The sequence below is a fragment of the Polaromonas sp. genome (genome assembly GCF_012927455.1).
In the GTDB taxonomy this organism is placed as follows: domain Bacteria; phylum Pseudomonadota; class Gammaproteobacteria; order Burkholderiales; family Burkholderiaceae_C; genus Polaromonas.
The window spans coordinates 311,671-330,287 of the sequence record NZ_JABBPE010000005.1 but is presented as its reverse complement, the minus strand read 5'-3'; the positions used below and the strand labels follow the sequence as shown (position 1 = coordinate 330,287).

Sequence of the window (18,617 nt, the reverse complement as noted above, 5' to 3'; positions counted from 1 at the left end):
AGACGCTTTGCCAGGCTCCCGGTATTAAAGCAAGGCTATAGCCATCCTATAAAAAAGTGAATCAGCCCCCAGTGGCCGCCCGCTTGAGCACGAAGGCATACACGACCAGGTTAAGCACCAGCACCCCGACGCCCAACCAGATTTGAAGCGTCCGCGTCAGGCCTTCCGGATAGATGACCGAGAGCAGGTAGTGTTCGATGAAATCGCCTGCATAGCCGTCCTGTCCGGCTGCGGCACGTAGGCTTTTCTCCCACGGCGTGAGCGGGCAGGTCCAGCCCATGATGACCACCAGGGCCGCCCAGGCCACTGCAGGGAGGTGCAGCCACATCCAGGCGCTGTGGTGCAAGGCCAGCAGCCCGCCGAAGACGGCGAAGAGAATAAAACCCGCATGCACCAGCACCAGGGCATCGGCGAGGATTCGGTAGCCCATGGCGGCTCAGGGCCTTTCGTTCTTGTTCTGGGGCACGCATTGCGACGCGGCTGCGACCACGACTTGCCCGGTTTGGTTCTCAACCCAGCCCATCACACGCAGCCGGCTTGCGTCAACGCCTGGGGCAAACCGCATGGAGCGTTGCTCAAAGAATCGATTCTGCTCTGTTTTTAATAGCGGTTTGCGCCCGTCCCAATTGGTCTGCAGCAGGTTTCTGACCAAATTTCGTGGCACCGGCGAGCCTTCGGTGCCAGCCGGCAGGGCTTCGACCAAGGCCAGCCAGGCGGTCCACGTCTGCGCCTTGGCCGCTGGGGGGATGGGTTTGAGCTCTATGGAGGCGCCCAGGTAGTCACCCAACGCCAGGCCGTGGGCCACGCGCAGGCTGCTGCCCGGCAGCCCCTTGATGCGGTGTCTGCTGGCGCTGGTCCGCGCCGGCGGCCGCTGGCGCAGCGCTTGCAGCCGGGCCAGCGCATCACCGCTGGCAGCGGCCGCCAGCGGCGCGTCGTCGCCCTTGGCGCCCGCAACAATCCAGTCCAGCGCGATGGCCCCCGCGTCCGGCCTGGGCGTGGCCGGGTCGGTCCAGCAGTTGTCGCAGTCGGCGTTGATGAAGCGCTCCAGCAGTTGCACCGGCCGGGGCTGGCCGTCGCTGGCGCAATACGACTGGGCGTTGGCTCCTTGCAGCGGTAGGAACGACGCCAGCGTGATCAGCAGGCAGGTCAAAAGGGGAGAAGCAGTAGGGTTCATTCAGGTGGCATCCAAGGGTCATCTAAAAGTTATTTAGAGGTTAATTGGGGCTTTCTACAATGGGGAATGATCCCAGAAACCATCGCTCGCGGCGCGCCAAGCTCCCCGCTCTTGCAAAATCTTAATCCAGAGCAGCTGGCCGCAGTGACCCTGCCCGCCACCCACGCGCTGATTCTTGCGGGCGCCGGCTCCGGCAAGACCCGTGTGCTGACCACCCGCATCGCCTGGCTGCTGCAAACCGGCCAGGTCTCGCCCGGTGGCATTCTGGCCGTCACCTTCACCAATAAGGCGGCCAAGGAAATGCTGCTGCGTCTGTCGGCGATGCTGCCGGTCAACGTGCGCGGCATGTGGATTGGCACCTTTCACGGCCTGTGCAACCGCTTTTTGCGCGCGCACTACAAGATGGCGAATTTGCCTTCGACCTTTCAGATACTGGACACGCAAGACCAGCTGTCAGCTATCAAACGGCTCTGCAAGCAGTTCAATGTCGATGACGAGCGCTTTCCGCCCAAGCAGCTCGCGCGCTTTATTGCCGGTTGCAAGGAAGACGGCCAGCGCGCCAAGGACATCGAGGTGCGTGATGAAGAAGGCCGCAAGAAGGTTGAGATTTATGCGCTGTACGAAGAGCAGTGCCAGCGTGAAGGCGTGGTGGATTTTGGCGAGCTGATGCTGCGCAGCTACGAGCTGCTGCGTGACAATCCTTCCGTCAGGGAGCACTACCAGCGGCGTTTTCGTCACATCCTGATCGACGAGTTTCAAGACACCAACAAGCTGCAATACGCCTGGATCAAGATGCTGGCCGGGCAGGGCGCCGATGCGGCGCAGGGGCTGAATGCCATGCCCGGCGGCTCGGTGATTGCGGTGGGCGACGACGACCAGAGCATTTACGCCTTTCGCGGCGCGCGCGTCGGCAACATGGCCGACTTCGTGCGTGAATTTCAGGTCACGCAGCAGATCAAGCTGGAACGCAACTACCGCAGCTTCGGCAACATTCTCGATTCGGCCAACGAGCTGATCAGCCACAACAGCAAGCGTCTGGGCAAAAACCTGCGCACCGAGGCCGGCCCCGGCGAGCCTGTGCGGGTGTTCGAATCGACCAGTGACTTTGCCGAGGCGCAATGGTTTGTTGACGAGGTCAAACAACTGGTGCGCGATGGTAGCGAGCGCAAGGAAATTGCGCTGCTGTACCGCAGCAACGCGCAAAGCCGGGTGATGGAAACCGCGCTGTTCAACGCCGGCATGCCGTATCGGGTGTACGGCGGGCTGCGCTTTTTCGAGCGCGCCGAGATCAAGCACGCGCTGGCCTACCTGCGCCTGCTGGACAACCCGCACGACGACACCAGCTTCATGCGCGTCGTCAACTTTCCGCCGCGCGGCATCGGTGCGCGCAGCATCGAGCAGTTGCAGGACATAGCGCGCGCTGCGGGCTGTTCGCTGCATGACGGCGTCAGTGCTGTGGCGGGCAAGGCCGGCGCCAATCTGGGCGCCTTTGTCGCCAGGCTGGACGTGCTGCGCGAGCAGACCGCTGGCTGCACGCTGCGCGAAATCATCGAGCAGGTGTTGCAGCACAGCGGGCTTGAAGAGCACTACAAAACTGAAAAAGAAGGCCAGGACCGGCTGGAGAATCTGGCCGAACTGATCAACGCCGCCGAGTCCTTCGTCAGCCAGGAAGGCTTTGGCCGCGACGCCGTGGCGCTGCCGGTCGATGAGCAAGGGGAGGGCTCGGTGACGCGCCTGAACCTCAGCCAGTCACCGGCCAGCCAGGGGCTGGATTCGTCGGCGCCGCTACTGGCTGAAGCCTTGCCCGGGTTGCTGGTGCCCGACACGGAAACCGGTGAAACGCTGTCGCCGCTGGTGGCGTTTTTGACGCATGCGGCGCTGGAGTCCGGTGACAACCAGGCGCAGGCCGGCCAGGACGCCGTGCAACTCATGACAGTGCACTCGTCAAAGGGGCTGGAGTTCGACTGCGTCTTCATCAGCGGGCTGGAAGAGGGACTGTTTCCGCACGAAAACTCCATGAGCGACCAGGACGGCCTGGAGGAGGAGCGTCGCCTGATGTATGTGGCCATCACGCGCGCGCGCAAGCGCCTGTACCTGAGCCATTCGCAAACCCGCATGCTGCATGGCCAGACGCGTTACAACCTGAAAAGCCGGTTCTTTGACGAGCTGCCCGAGGCGGCCCTCAAATGGATCACGCCGAAGCACCAGGGCTTTGCCTCGGGTCTGGGAATGGGTGCTGGCGCGGGCGTCGGCGGCTGGAACAATGCTATTAATTCAGGAGCTAGTGGCGCCCGTGGTGATTGGGCTAAGGGCGTTTTTTCTTCCAAAACAGGCGGTGCGGAGCGATTTGCCAGTCCGACCGTACCGCCGCAGCGCAGCGCACCCGCGCATGGCCTGAAAAGCGGCATGAACGTGTTTCATGCCAAGTTTGGCGAGGGCAAGGTGCAACTGCTAGAAGGCAGTGGCGACGATGCCAGAGCGCAGATCAACTTTACGCGGCATGGCGTGAAATGGCTGGCTTTGAGCGTGGCCAAGCTGACGGTGGTTTAGACGGTGATTTAGGCGCCCAAGTTACCCTGGCCCCTCTACGCCACCCCATGGATTATTTGCCAGCGAGATAAAGATGAACGAGCCCAAGACTTCCGCCGAAACGCCCGCCCCGGTTTATGTGCCGTACCAGGAGTTTCGCGCCGGCCTTCCCGCCGGACGTTTTCGCCTGATCGTGAATCCGGAGCGTGCGCAAAAGTATGTCAAGCAGCGCCTGTTTGTAGTGGGCGTATCACTGCCCATTTTGGGTATAGGCGTCGCCCTGAGCCTGTACGGTTACCCATGGATCGGCTTGCCCCTGGTGCTGATTGGTGCGCTGTTGCACCGCGTCATCAAGGCCCACGCCGCGAAAATCCTGCTGCACCTGGCACTGCACGATGACAAGACTTATCACGAAGCGCTGGAGTACGAAATCCTGGAAGTGCGTTACGCGACCTGATCAATGAGCCGCTTGCCGGCCCGGCCGCATGGTGCTGGCTGGGGTCACGAATCGTCTTCAGTTGTTGCAATCGGGTCGGTCGGTGACGGCTCGGAATCGGTGGCCTCAAAGCTATCACGAAACGTGAAATAAATAGAAGTAAAGAACATCGCCACGATCACCAGTGCGACCGGAAACATCACCACGGTCGCCACCGTCGGGTTGCCCAGCGCGGTGGCAATCAGCGAAACAATAATGGCTGCAAGTACGAAGACGCCGGTCCAGGCCAGGCCGAACACGATGAACGCGCCAAAGTTCTTATAGCAGGCCATGAAGCTGAAAAACAGGCTCTTGACCGGCGACACGCCATGCCAGTGCACCAGCGCAGGGGCGTGCCAAAACAGCAGCGACAGCGGCAGGTACAGTGCCATCGCCACCCACATCGCCGTCTGAAATCCGCTTTGCATCACCAGCTCTTCGGAAATCTTGCCGCCCACCAGGTAGAGCTTGGCAAACTGGCCGCCGTCAAACAGCGCCGACACCGCCATCAGCGCCAAAAAGCCCGCAGCATACAGCGCGCCCAGCACCATCATGGCGCGCTTGCGCTGCTGGCCGGCGCGAAAGGCGCTGATCAGGATAGAGGGCATGGGAAACTTGCCTTTGGTTGCCTCCTGGGTGGCGGCCATCAGGCCCAGCGTGGCGGCCGGCAGCAAAGCCAGCGCCAGCGCCGCCCCGACAAAAGGCACCAGCGTGGCCAGCGAGAGCATGGCCATGAACATGAAAAACAGCCCCGACATGGCCAATGGCTGCTTGACGAAGGTCTTGATGCCGAGCTTGACCCAGGTCAGTCCGGTGCGCGCGGGAACGATGTTTAGTTTCATGGATTCATGGAGAAATTGGGAGGACAGAAGCGTCTGCGTTCAGGGTGCGACAGGAAAATCGGGGCCGGCCGCGCCTGCCATGGAGCACCGTACAGTTTGCCTTAAAGCCGGCGCGCCACCTGCCAAGCCCTTTTGGATGCCATGAACGCCTGGCCTCAAGTACCTCACAGCTGGTAGGGCTGCAGCAGCTGTGCGCGCAAGACGCGCTCGAAATGGCCAGGATCGTGTGCCTTGAGCACGGCGGCCTCGCGCGGCAAGTGAAAGTCCCAGAGCCGGGAGATCCAGAAGCGCAGCGCCGCGGCACGCTGCAGCGCCGGTAACAGGCTTCGCTCCTGCGCCGTCAAGGGCCGCACGCACTGGTAGGCGGCCATAAAGGCATTGGCGCGCGGCGTATCTTGCGCGCCGCTGGCCAGGTCAATGCACCAGTCGTTGAGGCAGACGCCGATGTCAAACAAAAAAGCGTCGCAGCCGGCAAAGTAAAAGTCAAAAAACCCGGTGAGTTGGCCGTCCTCAAACATCACGTTGTCGCGAAACAGGTCGGCATGCACAGGACCGCGCGGCAAGCTGCGGTAGCCCGAAGCGGCGGCGACATGGTTCTGGTACGCCAGCTCGCCCAGGATCAGCGTGCGCTGCGCCGGCTCGAGTCGTGGCAGCACCACGGGCACGGTTTCGTTCCACCAGGCCAGACCGCGCAGATTGGGTTGCTTGCGCGGGTAGTCCAGCCCGGCCAGGTGCAGGCGGGCCAGCGCCTCGCCGACAGCGGCGCAATGCGCGGCCGTCGGCGCCAGTTCGCTGTGGCCACGCAGCTTGTTGACCACGGCCGCCGGCTTGCCTTTGAGTCGGTGCACGATGTTGCCCTTGGCGTCGGGCGCCGGGTCAGGCACGGCCACACCGTGCGCCGCCAGGTGCTTCATCAGGTGCAGGTAGTAGGGCAACTGCTCGAACGTCAGGCGCTCAAACAGCGTCAGCACGTACTCGCCCTGGTCGGTATTTACAAAATAGTTGGTGTTTTCGATACCATTTGCAGTGCCCTTGAGGCTTTGCAACTGGCCCAAATTCAAGGCGCTTAAAAACGCAGCAGCCTCGTCAAACGAGACTTCGGTATAGACGGCCATGCCTGAAACTGAACTAAAAAGGGAAAGGAGAAGAAAAGGAGAAAGCTAGAACTTAAGGAAGTTCCAGACGCGCGAACCGTTTGTGTCGCTGCTGCCTGCCGCCGGCGCCTTGCCGCGCGCGCCTTCCGCCGGCTTGACCTCGTAAGCGGGCGCCCTGGTCTTGGGCTGGATCGTGATTTGCTGGGTTTCGCCGCCTACCCGCAGCTCATCAATGCGCGCGCCGGCGTCTTCGGTGCGGATGCGTTCGATCGCCCGGTCTGGACGCGAGGCGCGGGCGGGGGCCTCTGCCGCCAAAGTGGGCGCGGCGTTTTGCGCAGTCGCCTGGGTTTGTGCCAAGGCTGCGGTCAGCGGCAGCGCAGTGAGTGCAGTGGCCAGCCCGAGGCGGCAAAGATGACCAAAAGAAGTGCGAAAAGCGTGTTCCATCCCTGTATTGTAGGCGGCCGGAGACCGACTGAAAAAGCCTGGAAAACGGGCCCTGGCCTAAAAAAGAGCTTCGACGAAACGCGTTGCCCGGCTACGTCATTTCCTTGCGCACTTAAAGCGACCCTGGCGTCAAAGAGGCGTCCGTGCCCCGCGGCAGTCTGATAGTGAAGGTGGTCACTGCGATCATTGACTCCGCCGTGATGGTTCCACCATGGGCGCCGACAATCGATTTGGCAATGGCCAGCCCCAGGCCAGTGCCTTCACTGCTACGTTGCCGTGAGTTGTCGACCCGGAAAAAGCGGTCAAAAACCCGCTTCCAATATTCTTGGGGAATTGTGTCGCCGATGTTTTTCACGCAAACCGAGACCATTTCCTTGTTGGTGTTGATCGCCACGTTTAGCGTGGTATTCGCGGTCGAATGCCGGACCCCGTTGGATAACAGGTTGCCCAGCGCGCGGCGCAACATAAGCCGGTCTGCGCTCACCTCGCCGTTGCCTTCAAGCACGAGGCGCAGTCCCTTTTCTTCGGCCACTGCATCGTAATAGTCAAACAGCACAAGAACCTCTGCGGCTAGATCGACCATTTCGCGGGCCTGCGTCCCCAAGCCGTTTTCGGCCTTAGCCAGCAGCAGCATGTCCGAGATCATCCGCGCCATGCGCCCGAACTCCTCGGCATTCGACTCGAGGATGCTGCGGTAATCGTCCGCACTGCGCTGACGCGACAGGGCCACATGAGTTTCAGTCATCAGGTTGCTGACCGGGGTCCGCAGTTCGTGCGCGATGTCGGAAGAAAAATCGGAGAGTCGATGAAACGCCTTTTCAAGGCGCGCCAGCATGTCGTTCAGGGACTGGGCAAGTTCGGCCAGTTCGACCGGCGTCGATTCCAGCGGCAGGCGATGGCTCAGTTGTTGGGCCGTAACCACTTGCGCCTGTTCGCGCATGGCGCGCAGCGGTGCCAGGCCACGCCGTGCCGCCGCCCAGCCGAGAATTCCGGTCAGCGCCGCGGCCACGGCCACGAACAGCCACAGCGTCCGCAGGAAAGAACGCAAGAACGCCTGATGGTGCGCGATGTCAAGGGACACCGCCACGAACACCCTGGATTGTTCCTTGATACCGGTCGACAGTTCAGCGGCGATGCCGCGGTAGCTGCTTTCGCCAATCGTCCAGGTGAACGGGCGGTGCGGGTTGCGCCTGGCGTTGACAGACGCCAGATTGATGGGAGCGCTGGCGCCTGGCGTGGCGAAGATTACCGTCTGGTTTGGACTGAAGATGCTCACGTCGAGCCCAGGGTGCCCTACCAGAGCATTACGCAACTGCTGCTTCATGCGTTCCAAATCGTTTTGCGACTGCAATTTCTCGAGGGCATAGCCGGCCAGTTCCATCTTGCCCGTCAGCACTTCCATGTCCTGCTGCTCGAAGTGCTTTTCCACTGAAGAGGCGATCACGAAGCCAAGCGCCAGTAGCACGGCCGACGACGCGAAGACGAACAGCAGTGTCAGGCGCCGGGTGATTGATGTTCGTCCATTCACGCGCAATCGGGGTTCTCCAGAACGTAGCCCATACCGCGTACGGTGCGGATCAGTTTGGGCTCAAAATTGTCGCCCAGCTTGACGCGCAGGCGGCGCATCGCGACCTCGATCACATTGGTATCGCTGTCAAAATTCATGTCCCATACTTGCGACGCGATCAGCGAGCGCGGCAGGACTTCACCCTGGCGGCGCAGCAACAGCTCAAGCAGGGCAAATTCCTTGGCCGTCAGATCGATTCGCCGCCCCGCGCGAGCGACGCGACGCCGCACCAAATCGAGTTCCAGATCAGCGGTGCGCAGAAACTCCGGCGTCGTGGCCTTGACTCCGCGGCGCAGCAAGGTTCGCACCCGGGCCAGCAACTCAGAGAAAGCAAAAGGCTTCACCAAATAGTCGTCCGCGCCAAGTTCCAGTCCCTTGACGCGGTCATCAACATGGTCGCGTGCGGTCAGGAACAGTACCGGCGTGTCCTTGCCCGCCTTCCGGATGCCTTGCAAAATTGCCCAGCCGTCGATGCCGGGCAGCATCACATCGAGAATTGCCAGGTCGTAAGCATCGGTCAATCCGTGATGCAGACCATCTCGGCCGTCACGTAGTAAGTCGACAACGAAGCCGGCTTCGACCAAACCTTGTTTCAGGTAGTCCCCGGTCTTGGGTTCGTCCTCAACAATGAGGATTTTCATGGCAGTACTCCTTGATAGCGCAACGTTGCAGCCATTTTGCGTTGCCCGGAACCGTGCGCGGCGTAGATGACAAAAATGTAATCGTGCAGTCAGGCGTTTGTTGGGGACGTGCCCGGAGGCCCGTAGGGATGGTTCCGTCGGCGGCAGGACCGCAAGCACTTTTGTCGCAGCGAGCAGGAAACAAGCCCGTGGCAAACGTGACCGATTGCGCGGGAAATCCGCTTCGTCGACCGGCTTGCGGTTGTCCATCGTTGTCGCGCAAATGCGGGGCCGCCGACAAGGGTCTGAAAGGTAGATTGAACGCTTTGACCGCAGAGGTATGACGCTAACGGAAGATTACACAACGATGACTGAAGTGTCACGTTCGGGTCATTCTCCCGACAGCTTCATTTTCATAAGATGCTATTGCGTTTTATGTTTATCAACCAGGAGAAAATTTATCATGTTCAAAAAAATGTTGGTTGTCTTTGCAGGCAGTGTGGTCGCCTTGTCCGCGTTTGCGGTAGACGCGAACAAAGTGGAGAAATCCGTCGAACTCCAGGATGGATCAACCATCTATCTCTTTAAAGACGGCAAGATGGCAATGGAAAACAAGCTCGGCAAAGTCGTCCGAATGGAGCCGGGACATGTGATGGAGACCAAGGACGGCCAGAGAGTCATCATGGTTGGCGATGAAGTAGCTCGTCTGGAATCGCTTCTGAAACCTCGCGGCGGAAATCGATAACACTGGTCATTTTCTTCTTTTCGAGCCCCTATCAATGGGGCCGTTTTCTTGGAAAATATGCCCATAGTGCGCGCTGCCATCAATACAAATCGGAAATCGCTGCGCCGCATTGCCCCGCTGTTGCTGCCGGGCATTGTGATGGCGGGTTGCGCCTCGGGCCCAAGCGCACCCTCGGCTGCTGCTGCGTCAATTGGCTCGTTTGCAAACGCTTAGCCTGATCAAAAAGGCGGCGCTTGCCGACCGCTATACCTCACGTGTTTGGGGCAATCGGCAATCGCTGCGGCTTTCTCTCTCACCCGCTTCACATCATCCCAGCCACGGCTGGCGTGCATTGAACGCTTCTAAAAAAATGCCATGACATAACTTGTTAGTGACTATTGCGGCTGGCACAGTTACGGCCTGCTTGGAGGGAGAGTGCCCCATCGCCGGCGATTTCCCCCGACAATCTGAGCTATGAGCACTGACAAAAAAACCCTGCTGCTGGTTGATGGTTCCAGCTACCTGTACCGCGCCTTTCATGCCATGCCGGATCTGCGCGTCAAACCCGGCGACCCGCAGAGCCCCGCCACCGGCGCCATTCGCGGCATGATCAACATGATGCAAAAGCTGCGCAAGGACGTGCGTGCCGACTACGCCGTCTGCGTGTTCGACTCTAAGGGCCCGACCTTTCGCGATGCGCTGTACCCCGCCTACAAGGCCCAGCGCTCGGCCATGCCCGATGATTTGCGCAGTCAGGTTGAGCCGATCCATGAGGTGGTGCAGCTGCTGGGCTGGAAAGTGCTGGCCGTGCCGGGGGTCGAAGCCGACGACGTGATCGGCACGCTGGCCTGCATGGCGTCCAGGCAGTGCATCGAAGTCATCATCTCCAGCGGCGACAAGGACCTGAGCCAACTGGTCGATGAACACATCACCGTCATCGACACGATGAATGACCGGCGCCGCGACCTGGCGGGCGTCGAAGCGGAATTTGGCGTGCCGCCGCGCCTGATGGTGGACTATCAGACGCTGGTGGGCGATGCGGTCGACAACGTGCCCGGTGTGCCTAAAGTCGGCCCCAAGACTGCCGTGAAGTGGTTGAAAGAATACGGCTCGCTCGATGCCCTGGTGGCCAGAGCCAGCGAGATCAAGGGTGCCGTCGGCGAGAATCTGCGTGCCTCACTGGACTGGCTGCCCAAGGGCCGCGAGCTGCTGACGATCAAAAAAGACTGCGCGCTGGCCGACTATATTAATGGCTTGCCTGCTATGGAATCAATAGCTATTGGCGCCCAGCAGACGGAGGCTTTGAAGGTTTTTTATGAAAATTATGGGTTCAAGGGGCTGGTCAAGCAAATTGACATTGAAAGCACGCCGCCGGAATTGATTGGCGGTGCCGAACGGCGCCATTCGCGAACGCCTGCCGCTTCCAGCGATTCTCCCGGCCTGTTTGACGAGCCTTCGCTGCTTGACACGCCGCTGGCCGAGCGCGCCAGCAACCTCAAGTACGACACGATTTTGACGTGGGATTTGCTGGACACCTGGCTCGCCAAAATAGACGCTGCAGAGCTGGTGGCGGTGGATACCGAAACCAACTCGCTCGATGAAATGCTGGCGCAAATAGTCGGTGTGAGTTTTAGCGTCACGCCCGGCGAGGCGGCCTATATCCCTTTGAACCACGACTATCCCGACGCGCCCGCCCAGTTGCCGCGCGATGAGGTGCTGGCGCGTCTCAAGCCCTGGCTGGAAAATCCGGGCAAGGCCAAGCTTGGCCAGAACGTCAAATACGACCGCCACGTGTTTGCCAACCATGGCATTGAAGTGCAGGGCTATGCGCACGACACCATGCTGCAAAGCTATGTGCTCGAAGTGACCAAGCCGCACGGACTGGCCAGTCTGGCCGAGCGCCATGTGGGCCGCAGTGGCATCAACTACGAAGACCTGTGCGGCAAGGGTGCCAGCCAGATCAAATTCAACCAGGTCGATATTGCGAAGGCCGCTGAATATTCATGTGAAGACTCTGATCAGACGCTGGATGTGCACGGCGTGCTGTGGCCGCAACTCCAGGCCAATGACAAACTGCGCTTCATCTACGAGCTGGAAATGCAAAGCAGTGAATCGCTGTACCGCATTGAGCGCAACGGCGTGCTGATTGACGCGCCGACGCTGGCCAAACAAAGCGGCGAGTTGGGCGCGCGCATTTTGCAACTGGAGAGCCAAGCGCATGAGCTGGCGGGCCAGATTTTCAATCTCGGCAGCCCCAAGCAGATTGGTGAAATATTCTTCACCAAGCTGGGTCTGCCGGTCGTCAAAAAAACCCCCAGCGGCGCGCCCAGCACCGACGAGGAAGTGCTGGAAAAGCTGGCCGAAGACTTCCCGCTGCCCGCCAGAATCCTGGAGCATCGCGGTTTGTCCAAACTCAAGGGAACTTACACCGACAAGCTGGCGCAACTGGCCAATCCCAGAACCGGCCGGGTGCACACGCACTACGCCCAGGCGGTGGCTGTCACCGGTCGTTTGTCGAGCAACGACCCAAACCTGCAAAACATTCCGGTGAAGACTGCCGAAGGCCGGCGTGTGCGCGAAGCCTTTGTGGCGCCGGCCGGCAGCGTCATTGCCAGCGCCGACTATTCGCAAATCGAGCTACGCATCATGGCCCACATCAGCGGCGACGAAGCGCTGCTGCACGCCTTTACTGCCGGTCTGGATGTGCACCGCGCGACCGCCGCCGAGGTCTTTGGTGTGGCGCTCGAGCAGGTCAGCAGCGAGCAGCGGCGCTATGCCAAGGTGATTAACTTCGGCCTGATTTATGGCATGAGCAGTTTTGGCCTGGCGCGCAACCTGAGCATTGAAACCAAGGCGGCTGCCGCCTACATCGACAAGTATTTTCAGCGCTACCCTGGCGTGAAAAGCTATATGGACGAAACGCGTCTGTCGGCTAAAAGCAAAGGCTATGTCGAAACCGTGTTTGGCCGGCGGCTCTACCTGCCCGAGATCAATTCACCGAACGGCCCGCGTCGCGGCGGCGCCGAACGCGCCGCCATCAACGCGCCCATGCAGGGTACGGCCGCCGACCTGATCAAGCTCAGCATGAACAAGGTGCAGGACGTGCTCGATGCCGAAAAGCGCGGCACCAAAATGATCATGCAGGTGCATGACGAACTGGTGTTTGAAGTGCCCGAGGCCGAAGTCGAGTGGGTCAGGCTTGAGGTCCCGCGCCTCATGGCCGGCGTGGCGCAACTTAAAGTGCCGTTGCTGGCTGAGATTGGGGTGGGCGCCAATTGGGAGAAGGCGCACTGATGGGCGTACCGACAAGTGCAGTGAAAATCGTGCTTTTGCCTACACAATTTACAAGTAGAAACCCTCTGTGTTTTAGCGTACATAACCCCGTGCGATGGTGGGACTTGCCGCTTGCCTTGCGTTGTTCATACAAACCGCGCGATAAAGTCAGGTCTCATGGTTAGTCTGGGCCTAGACCACTGAAACCATGACAGGTGGAAGACTTAAATGTCTTTCGTATCAACCAGTCATGCAACTTCAGGGAGACCCGCATGATCACGTCAAAAACGAAGTCGGTCACGACCAAGGTCGGCGCTGTAGGCGTATTCACAGCTACCTTATCGAGCTCGGCATTTGCAGCCTCAAGCTCAGCTCTTAAACAAGACGATTTCGTCGGAATATCCTTTTGGATAATCTCGATGGCTCTTATCGCATCCACTGTTTTTTTCTTCCTGGAACGCGATAGAGTTTCTGCAAAATGGAAGACATCACTGACTGTATCCGGCTTGGTAACGCTGATCGCCTCAGTCCATTATTTTTACATGCGTGACGTTTGGGTCGCCACGGGGTCTACGCCTACGGTGTTTCGTTACATCGACTGGTTGATTACCGTTCCGCTCCTCATGATTGAGTTTTACCTGATTTTGTCAGCCATCACAAAGGTCCCCAGCGGCGTGTTCTGGCGCCTGATGATCGGCACATTCGTGATGCTGATAGGCGGCTACCTTGGCGAAGCCGGTTACATGCCTGTCTGGCCTGCTTTCATCATTGGTATGGCGGGTTGGGCATTTATTTTGTACGAAATTTTCTTTGGCCAAGCGGGGAAAATCAACGCCCAAAGTGCACCACCAGCAGTCCAGTCAGCCTTCAACTCCATGCGTTTGATCGTGACTTTTGGCTGGGTGATCTACCCATTGGGATACTTTTTTGGTTACCTGACCAGCAGTAGCCCAGAGACCAGCGCCAATGCTTTGAACATCATCTATAACGCTGCGGATGTGTTAAACAAGATTGCGTTCGGCTTGATCATCTGGTCAGTCGCAGTCAGCGAATCTGAGCACGCAAAAGCCAGCTGAGAATTTCAAAAGTCAGTGCACAGCTTTTAAATTGGCTGGCTCGCGATTTTTTAGCGACGTCTGAAGTCAACCGATGGTGGTGAAAACGCGATATCTGGCATGTTTTCGCTACCACTGATTGGCAGCAACATTGGATTTGAGGCCGAGAGGCGATAGCAATGTCTGATTGAAAAATCAGACGAGAGTATCAAATCTTTCTCTGCTTTTCGAGGGGTATTTTATGCAGGGTCTTGTCACCAGGCGGGCAGCCCGTGTTGACGCAGCGGCTTCGGATTTGCTCGAAGTTGAGCGAACAATGGAGGCCCTCATTGGGGTAGGTGACGAGGAAAGCACGCCTGTCGCAGACATCGCAAGGTCTGCTGCGATGTATCACCTTGAATCTGGCGGCCAAAGAATTCGCGCAAGACTTGCTTTACACGCTAGCGAGAGCCTCGGCTTGGTGAAAAGCGATGCATTTTCACTGGCAGCCGCTGCTGAACTTTTACATAATGCATCGCTGGTACACGACGATCTTCAGGACCGCGACAGAGCAAGGCGGGACTGTGAAACGGTTTGGGTCGTCTATGGTGATGAGGTAGCCATTTGCGCGGGAGACCTGTTGTTATCAGCAGCCTATTGCGCCCTTGCGGGAGTCGGTGACAAGCGCAGATTGCCACAACTGATAAGCCTCACGCACACTCGCATTACCCAAGCTATCCGCGGGCAATGCGTTGACCTCGCCCTATTGAGAACCCGGCCGTTCAGTGTTGACGATTACAGAAGGATTACCATCGCCAAATCTGGCGCTCTACTCGGCTTGCCGATCGAACTGGCGCTATTGGCAGCCGATAAAACTGATGCACTGGCTGGCGCAAAAAGAGCGGCTGATTTGTTCGCTATTGGCTACCAGATTTATGACGACCTGCTTGATGTTGAAGCGGACATAGTTCGGGCTGGGTCAGCACCAGCGATCAACATTGTCCAAGTTCTACAGGCAATCCATGCTGCCAGCGACTTCAGAGCCAGAGAACTTGCCCGGAAGCTGGGCCTTCAATACCTCCTGTCAGCGGCTGCTGCCAGTGCTGACTTACCCTGGCAGGCCGGTTGTCTATTTCAGCAACTGGCGATTGAATTACATGCACGGTTGATGGGCAAGCGCTTTCGATGAAGGCGCTTGTTGTTGGTGGCGGTTTTGGAGGCATGGCTGCGGCATTACGAATGCGTGCCAAAGGTTATGACGTGTTGATTATTGACCGTTGCGCAGCACTCGGAGGACGGGCACAGGTATTCGAACGAGATGGATTCCGGCATGACGCCGGGCCTACAGTCATCACGGCACCGTTTCTGTTTGAAGAACTATTTGCGCTATTTGGCGAGAAGATGACAGACCACATTCGGCTGGTTCCGTTGAAGCCGTGGTACCGCTTTCAATTTTCCGACAACACGAGCTTTGACTACGGCGGCACGCTCGATGAAACACTGGCTGAAATTGCACGCATAGAGCCACGCGACTGCGACGGCTATCGCGAGCTGCTGGCTGAGTCGAAGAGAATCTTCGATGTCGGTTTTACAGAGCTCTCTGCCATGCCTTTTCACCGTTTCATGACCATGGTCAGACAAATTCCCAGGCTCGTTGGACTTCGAAGTTATGCAACCGTCTGGCAACTGGTTTCCCGCCACTTATACAGCCCCAAGTTAAGGCAGGCGTTCTCCATTCAACCACTTCTGGTTGGTGGAAATCCGTTCGATACCACCAGCATCTACGGTTTGATTCATTACCTGGAGCGTGCGTATGGTGTGCACTTTGCGATGGGTGGAACAGGTGCGATAACCGCAGCGCTGACCAGCTTGATGGTCAGACACGGAATCGATATCAAGCTCAACACCACCGTCAGTCAGATCGATATAGAACAAGGTGTTGCACGCGGCGTCGTCCTGGCGGATGGCGCAACCCTGTCGGCTGATGTGGTGGTGTCAAATGTCGACCCTGCGCATCTGTACAGTGCAATGATCAGGCCCACAGAGCAAGCAGTATCCAGTCGGTTAAAACTGAAGGCTGCAGAGTTTTCGATGGGCCTGTTTGTCCTGTACTTCGGGACCACGCGTGTCTATCCGGGCGTTGCGCACCATACCATCTGGATGGGCGATCGTTATCGTGAATTGCTCGACGATATTTTTCACGGTAAAACCCTGTCGGAAGATTTTTCCTTGTATCTTCATCGCCCTACCGCAACTGATCCCAGTTTTGCGCCCGCCGGTTGTGACAGCTTTTATGTACTGTGCCCAGTGCCAAATCTTGCAGGCGCGGTTGACTGGAAAAAGGAGGCACCAAGGTTGCAATCGCGCATTGTTGCCGCGCTGGACAAAACAATCTTGCCCGGCCTTGCGCAGTGCATTACCAGCGATTTTTTCATGACACCGGAAGACTTTCAAACCGACTATCTCAGTGCATATGGTGCAGGGTTCTCGGTAGCACCCCTATTTCGGCAATCTGCCTGGTTTCGTTTTCACAACCAGGCGGAGGGCATCAAAAATCTATACCTGGTAGGCGCTGGAACCCATCCCGGTGCGGGCGTTCCAGGCGTTTTGTGCTCGGCCAAAGTGCTGGATGCTTTGATACCGATGGTCCACTCGAATGCTGGAGTGACTGTGAGAGGTGCTCCGTGAATTTGCAAACCAATAGTGCGGGTAAATCAGGCTTATGCCAAGCCGATATGACCTTGGCGCAAAAGGGCAAGACGTTTCACTGGGCACGCCATCTGATGGGATCACTGCACGCCTCCAGAGCAACCCGGCTCTACAGCTTTTGCAGACACATTGATGACCTTGCAGACGAATCCAGTTCCCCTGAATTGGGCAGCGCAGCACTTGTGCTTGCTGCTCAAGACATAACAAGAGGCACGTCGGATCATCCTGTGATTCAAGATGGAATTGATCTCATGCGCGAATGTGCCATCGAGCGTTCCATAGTGCTGGAATTGATTTCGGGAGTAGCTTCAGATCTGGGCGTTGTTCTGATACCTGACGAAAATGCCTTGCTGCGTTATTGCTATCAGGTTGCGGGTACAGTGGGCTTGATGATGTGCAGGGTGTTGGATACCCAAGATTCTTCTGCTCTACCTTATGCTGTTGACCTTGGGATTGCCATGCAACTGACCAATATTTGTCGTGACATTGCGGCAGACGCACAGACTGGGCGGCGGTATATTCCTCAATCCATGTTGGGCGACTTGGCGCCGCAGGCATTGATTTGCCCGGTCGAGGCGCTGCGTCCGGCGCTCTTTCGGTGTGTAGCCGCTCTTTTAGACCGCGCGGACGTGTACTACCGCAGTGCAGAGCTGGGACTGCCTTATTTGCCGCTAGGCGCGCGCAGTGGCATTTTGGTGGCGGCACGCACCTATCAGGCGATTGGGGCACAGCTCAGGCAGCGCGACTATGCGTACTGGACAGGACGAGCCATCGTGCGCAAGCCTCAAAAGGCAGTGGTCACGGCGCGGGCGCTTTTGACGGTTCCGTTACATCGCGCATTTTGGCGGTGCCCCCGGTCGCATGACGACACCTTGCATGCCCCTTTGGGCGGGCTGATGGGTTTCGAGCGCTTATCCAGACCAGGCCATGGCGTGTAAAACCGATCTGCTTGTTTTGGGCGGTGGCTGCGCCGGATTGAGCCTTGCCGTGGCGCTTGCCAAGCTGGGTGGCCAGAGTTCGCTCATCCCAAAGGTCATGGTGCTGGAGAGCCGCATCAGCTACTCCAATGACCGGACCTGGTGTTTTTTCAAAGATCCCACAGGCCTTGCGCAGCACCGGGTGCAGCAGCAGTGGCAAACCATGCGGGTGACAACCGTGGAGCGTAGCGTCACGCTTGATTGCGGCGCTACGCCCTATCTCATGGTACCTGCTGGACTGTTTTATGAAGATGCGGAAAATGTGATAAATCAGTCGGATCAAATTGCGCTTCATAGGGGCACGACAGTCACCCACGAGCCAGAAAAGCAAGGTGACTTGTGGTGTATTGAGACCAGTGCCGGCCCTGTATTGAGTCGCTATGTGGTTGACACCCGACCCGTCTGTCAACCCGTGCGTGATGGTGCGGTGCTGTGGCAGTCGTTTTACGGCCAGGAAATTGAATGCAAGGCCGACGTTTTTAACCCGACTTGCGGCGAACTGATGGACTTTTCTGCAGCCAATGCCAGTGGCGCGCTGGTTGCATTTCCCAACGCGGTTAGTTTTGTTTATTTGCTACCTGTATCCAGCACCCGGGCGCTGATCGAGTTCACTGTCTTTGGACCCGACCCGCTGGGTCCAGATGCTTTCAGGGATGTGCAGGCCAAGGCAGTGGCGCAGTGTGTCGGCAACGCTACGGTTTCAGTGCTTCATACCGAGCATGGGGTGCTTCCAATGGGGGGCCGCCCCGTACTACCCAGCCCTGACACCAGCTATGTTCGCGCTGGCCTGACTGCGGGCGGCGCCCGGCCCAGTACCGGGTATGCGTTCGTACGCATTCAGCGTTGGGCTACTGCCTGTGCACATTCGGTTGCCAGCGGCCAAGCCCCGATTGGACACGCGCCTGACCGCTGGGCGCTGCGCGCCATGGACGCGCTTTTTTTGAACGTGGTTCGTACGCATCCGCAGCTCGCGCCAGATTTATTCATGGCACTGTTTGAAGCGGTAGATACCAGACGCATGATTCGGTTTTTAAGCGATCAAGGCACATTTGCAGATTACGCCGCAGTAGTGGCTGCACTGCCCCCATGGCCTTTTTTGCAAGCGCTGGCAAGGCCGCGTTCACGAAAAGTGCAGCGGCCTGCCGCAGCTTAAAA

The 18,617-nt window shown here is 58.4% G+C and carries 16 protein-coding genes; 9 read left to right on the top strand and 7 right to left on the bottom strand.

Going from position 1 to position 18,617, the window contains the following annotated elements:
• Window positions 1–61: 61 nt before the first annotated feature.
• Together HHJ18_RS07510 and HHJ18_RS07505 are read right to left on the bottom strand one after the other, a co-directional pair.
• Window positions 62–430 carry a DUF2784 domain-containing protein gene (locus tag HHJ18_RS07510; RefSeq protein ID WP_296913407.1) on the bottom strand — a complete coding sequence of 123 codons (369 nt, stop codon included), beginning with the start codon at window positions 428–430 and terminating at the stop codon, window positions 62–64.
• A gap of 6 nt (window positions 431–436) precedes the next feature.
• Window positions 437–1,174: a hypothetical protein gene (locus HHJ18_RS07505; RefSeq protein WP_296913404.1), complete on the bottom strand. Its 738-nt coding sequence runs from the start codon at window positions 1,172–1,174 to the stop codon at window positions 437–439.
• A 66-nt stretch (window positions 1,175–1,240) separates the two neighbouring features.
• Here HHJ18_RS07505 and HHJ18_RS07500 point away from each other — a divergent pair, with 66 nt between their 5' ends.
• Window positions 1,241–3,724, top strand: coding sequence for a UvrD-helicase domain-containing protein (locus HHJ18_RS07500; protein WP_296913402.1), 2,484 nt, complete (start codon window positions 1,241–1,243; stop codon window positions 3,722–3,724).
• 73 nt (window positions 3,725–3,797) lie between these two features.
• Window positions 3,798–4,160, top strand: coding sequence for a hypothetical protein (locus HHJ18_RS07495; protein WP_296913399.1), 363 nt, complete (start codon window positions 3,798–3,800; stop codon window positions 4,158–4,160).
• A 44-nt stretch (window positions 4,161–4,204) separates the two neighbouring features.
• Here the strand turns inward: HHJ18_RS07495 and HHJ18_RS07490 are convergent, their stop codons facing one another.
• The 5 genes from HHJ18_RS07490 to HHJ18_RS07470 form a co-directional block, all read right to left on the bottom strand.
• A complete protein-coding gene (locus HHJ18_RS07490; RefSeq protein ID WP_296913396.1) occupies window positions 4,205–5,020 on the bottom strand; it encodes a BPSS1780 family membrane protein in 816 nt (271 codons plus the stop codon).
• A 164-nt stretch (window positions 5,021–5,184) separates the two neighbouring features.
• Entirely contained in the window at window positions 5,185–6,135 is a 951-nt protein-coding gene (locus HHJ18_RS07485) for a homoserine kinase (RefSeq protein ID WP_296913394.1), read from the bottom strand.
• Window positions 6,136–6,180: 45 nt separating this feature from the next.
• Window positions 6,181–6,558 carry a hypothetical protein gene (locus HHJ18_RS07480; protein ID WP_296913391.1) on the bottom strand — a complete coding sequence of 126 codons (378 nt, stop codon included), beginning with the start codon at window positions 6,556–6,558 and terminating at the stop codon, window positions 6,181–6,183.
• Window positions 6,559–6,670: 112 nt separating this feature from the next.
• Window positions 6,671–8,086 carry a heavy metal sensor histidine kinase gene (locus HHJ18_RS07475; RefSeq protein WP_296913523.1) on the bottom strand — a complete coding sequence of 472 codons (1,416 nt, stop codon included), beginning with the start codon at window positions 8,084–8,086 and terminating at the stop codon, window positions 6,671–6,673.
• Window positions 8,083–8,766: a heavy metal response regulator transcription factor gene (locus tag HHJ18_RS07470; protein ID WP_296913389.1), complete on the bottom strand. Its 684-nt coding sequence runs from the start codon at window positions 8,764–8,766 to the stop codon at window positions 8,083–8,085. The genes HHJ18_RS07475 and HHJ18_RS07470 overlap by 4 nt, the downstream gene beginning before the upstream one ends.
• A gap of 442 nt (window positions 8,767–9,208) precedes the next feature.
• On the opposite strand from HHJ18_RS07470, the gene copK reads away from it, so the two are divergent.
• From copK to HHJ18_RS07435, 7 genes are all read left to right on the top strand, one after another.
• Entirely contained in the window at window positions 9,209–9,490 is a 282-nt protein-coding gene (gene copK, locus HHJ18_RS07465; RefSeq protein ID WP_296913386.1) for a periplasmic Cu(I)/Cu(II)-binding protein CopK, read from the top strand.
• Between the two features lie 453 nt (window positions 9,491–9,943).
• Complete coding sequence (gene polA, locus HHJ18_RS07460; RefSeq protein WP_296913384.1) at window positions 9,944–12,763, top strand: DNA polymerase I; 2,820 nt, start codon at window positions 9,944–9,946, stop codon at window positions 12,761–12,763.
• 251 nt (window positions 12,764–13,014) lie between these two features.
• Window positions 13,015–13,818: a bacteriorhodopsin-like gene (locus HHJ18_RS07455; RefSeq protein WP_296913381.1), complete on the top strand. Its 804-nt coding sequence runs from the start codon at window positions 13,015–13,017 to the stop codon at window positions 13,816–13,818.
• Window positions 13,819–13,984: 166 nt separating this feature from the next.
• The gene (locus HHJ18_RS07450; RefSeq protein WP_296913380.1) at window positions 13,985–14,965 is read left to right on the top strand and encodes a polyprenyl synthetase family protein; all 981 of its coding nucleotides are present in this window, start codon (window positions 13,985–13,987) and stop codon (window positions 14,963–14,965) included.
• Window positions 14,962–16,464 (top strand): phytoene desaturase family protein, encoded by a 1,503-nt coding sequence (crtI, locus tag HHJ18_RS07445; RefSeq protein WP_296913378.1) that lies wholly within the window; start codon window positions 14,962–14,964, stop codon window positions 16,462–16,464. The genes HHJ18_RS07450 and crtI overlap by 4 nt, the downstream gene beginning before the upstream one ends.
• A complete protein-coding gene (locus HHJ18_RS07440) occupies window positions 16,461–17,423 on the top strand; it encodes a phytoene/squalene synthase family protein (protein ID WP_296913375.1) in 963 nt (320 codons plus the stop codon). Before crtI ends, HHJ18_RS07440 begins: the two co-directional genes overlap by 4 nt.
• Complete coding sequence (locus tag HHJ18_RS07435) at window positions 17,413–18,615, top strand: lycopene cyclase family protein (protein ID WP_296913373.1); 1,203 nt, start codon at window positions 17,413–17,415, stop codon at window positions 18,613–18,615. The genes HHJ18_RS07440 and HHJ18_RS07435 overlap by 11 nt, the downstream gene beginning before the upstream one ends.
• Window positions 18,616–18,617: the final 2 nt, after the last annotated feature.

Coding starts and splice junctions, on each gene's coding strand:
- HHJ18_RS07510 (WP_296913407.1), bottom strand. CDS start 430: ATGGGCTACCGAATCCTCGCCGATGCCCTGGTGCTGGTGCATGCGGGT.
- HHJ18_RS07505 (WP_296913404.1), bottom strand. CDS start 1,174: ATGAACCCTACTGCTTCTCCCCTTTTGACCTGCCTGCTGATCACGCTG.
- HHJ18_RS07500 (WP_296913402.1), top strand. CDS start 1,241: ATGATCCCAGAAACCATCGCTCGCGGCGCGCCAAGCTCCCCGCTCTTG.
- HHJ18_RS07495 (WP_296913399.1), top strand. CDS start 3,798: ATGAACGAGCCCAAGACTTCCGCCGAAACGCCCGCCCCGGTTTATGTG.
- HHJ18_RS07490 (WP_296913396.1), bottom strand. CDS start 5,020: ATGAAACTAAACATCGTTCCCGCGCGCACCGGACTGACCTGGGTCAAG.
- HHJ18_RS07485 (WP_296913394.1), bottom strand. CDS start 6,135: ATGGCCGTCTATACCGAAGTCTCGTTTGACGAGGCTGCTGCGTTTTTA.
- HHJ18_RS07480 (WP_296913391.1), bottom strand. CDS start 6,558: ATGGAACACGCTTTTCGCACTTCTTTTGGTCATCTTTGCCGCCTCGGG.
- HHJ18_RS07470 (WP_296913389.1), bottom strand. CDS start 8,766: ATGAAAATCCTCATTGTTGAGGACGAACCCAAGACCGGGGACTACCTG.
- copK (WP_296913386.1), top strand. CDS start 9,209: ATGTTCAAAAAAATGTTGGTTGTCTTTGCAGGCAGTGTGGTCGCCTTG.
- polA (WP_296913384.1), top strand. CDS start 9,944: ATGAGCACTGACAAAAAAACCCTGCTGCTGGTTGATGGTTCCAGCTAC.
- HHJ18_RS07455 (WP_296913381.1), top strand. CDS start 13,015: ATGATCACGTCAAAAACGAAGTCGGTCACGACCAAGGTCGGCGCTGTA.
- crtI (WP_296913378.1), top strand. CDS start 14,962: ATGAAGGCGCTTGTTGTTGGTGGCGGTTTTGGAGGCATGGCTGCGGCA.
- HHJ18_RS07435 (WP_296913373.1), top strand. CDS start 17,413: ATGGCGTGTAAAACCGATCTGCTTGTTTTGGGCGGTGGCTGCGCCGGA.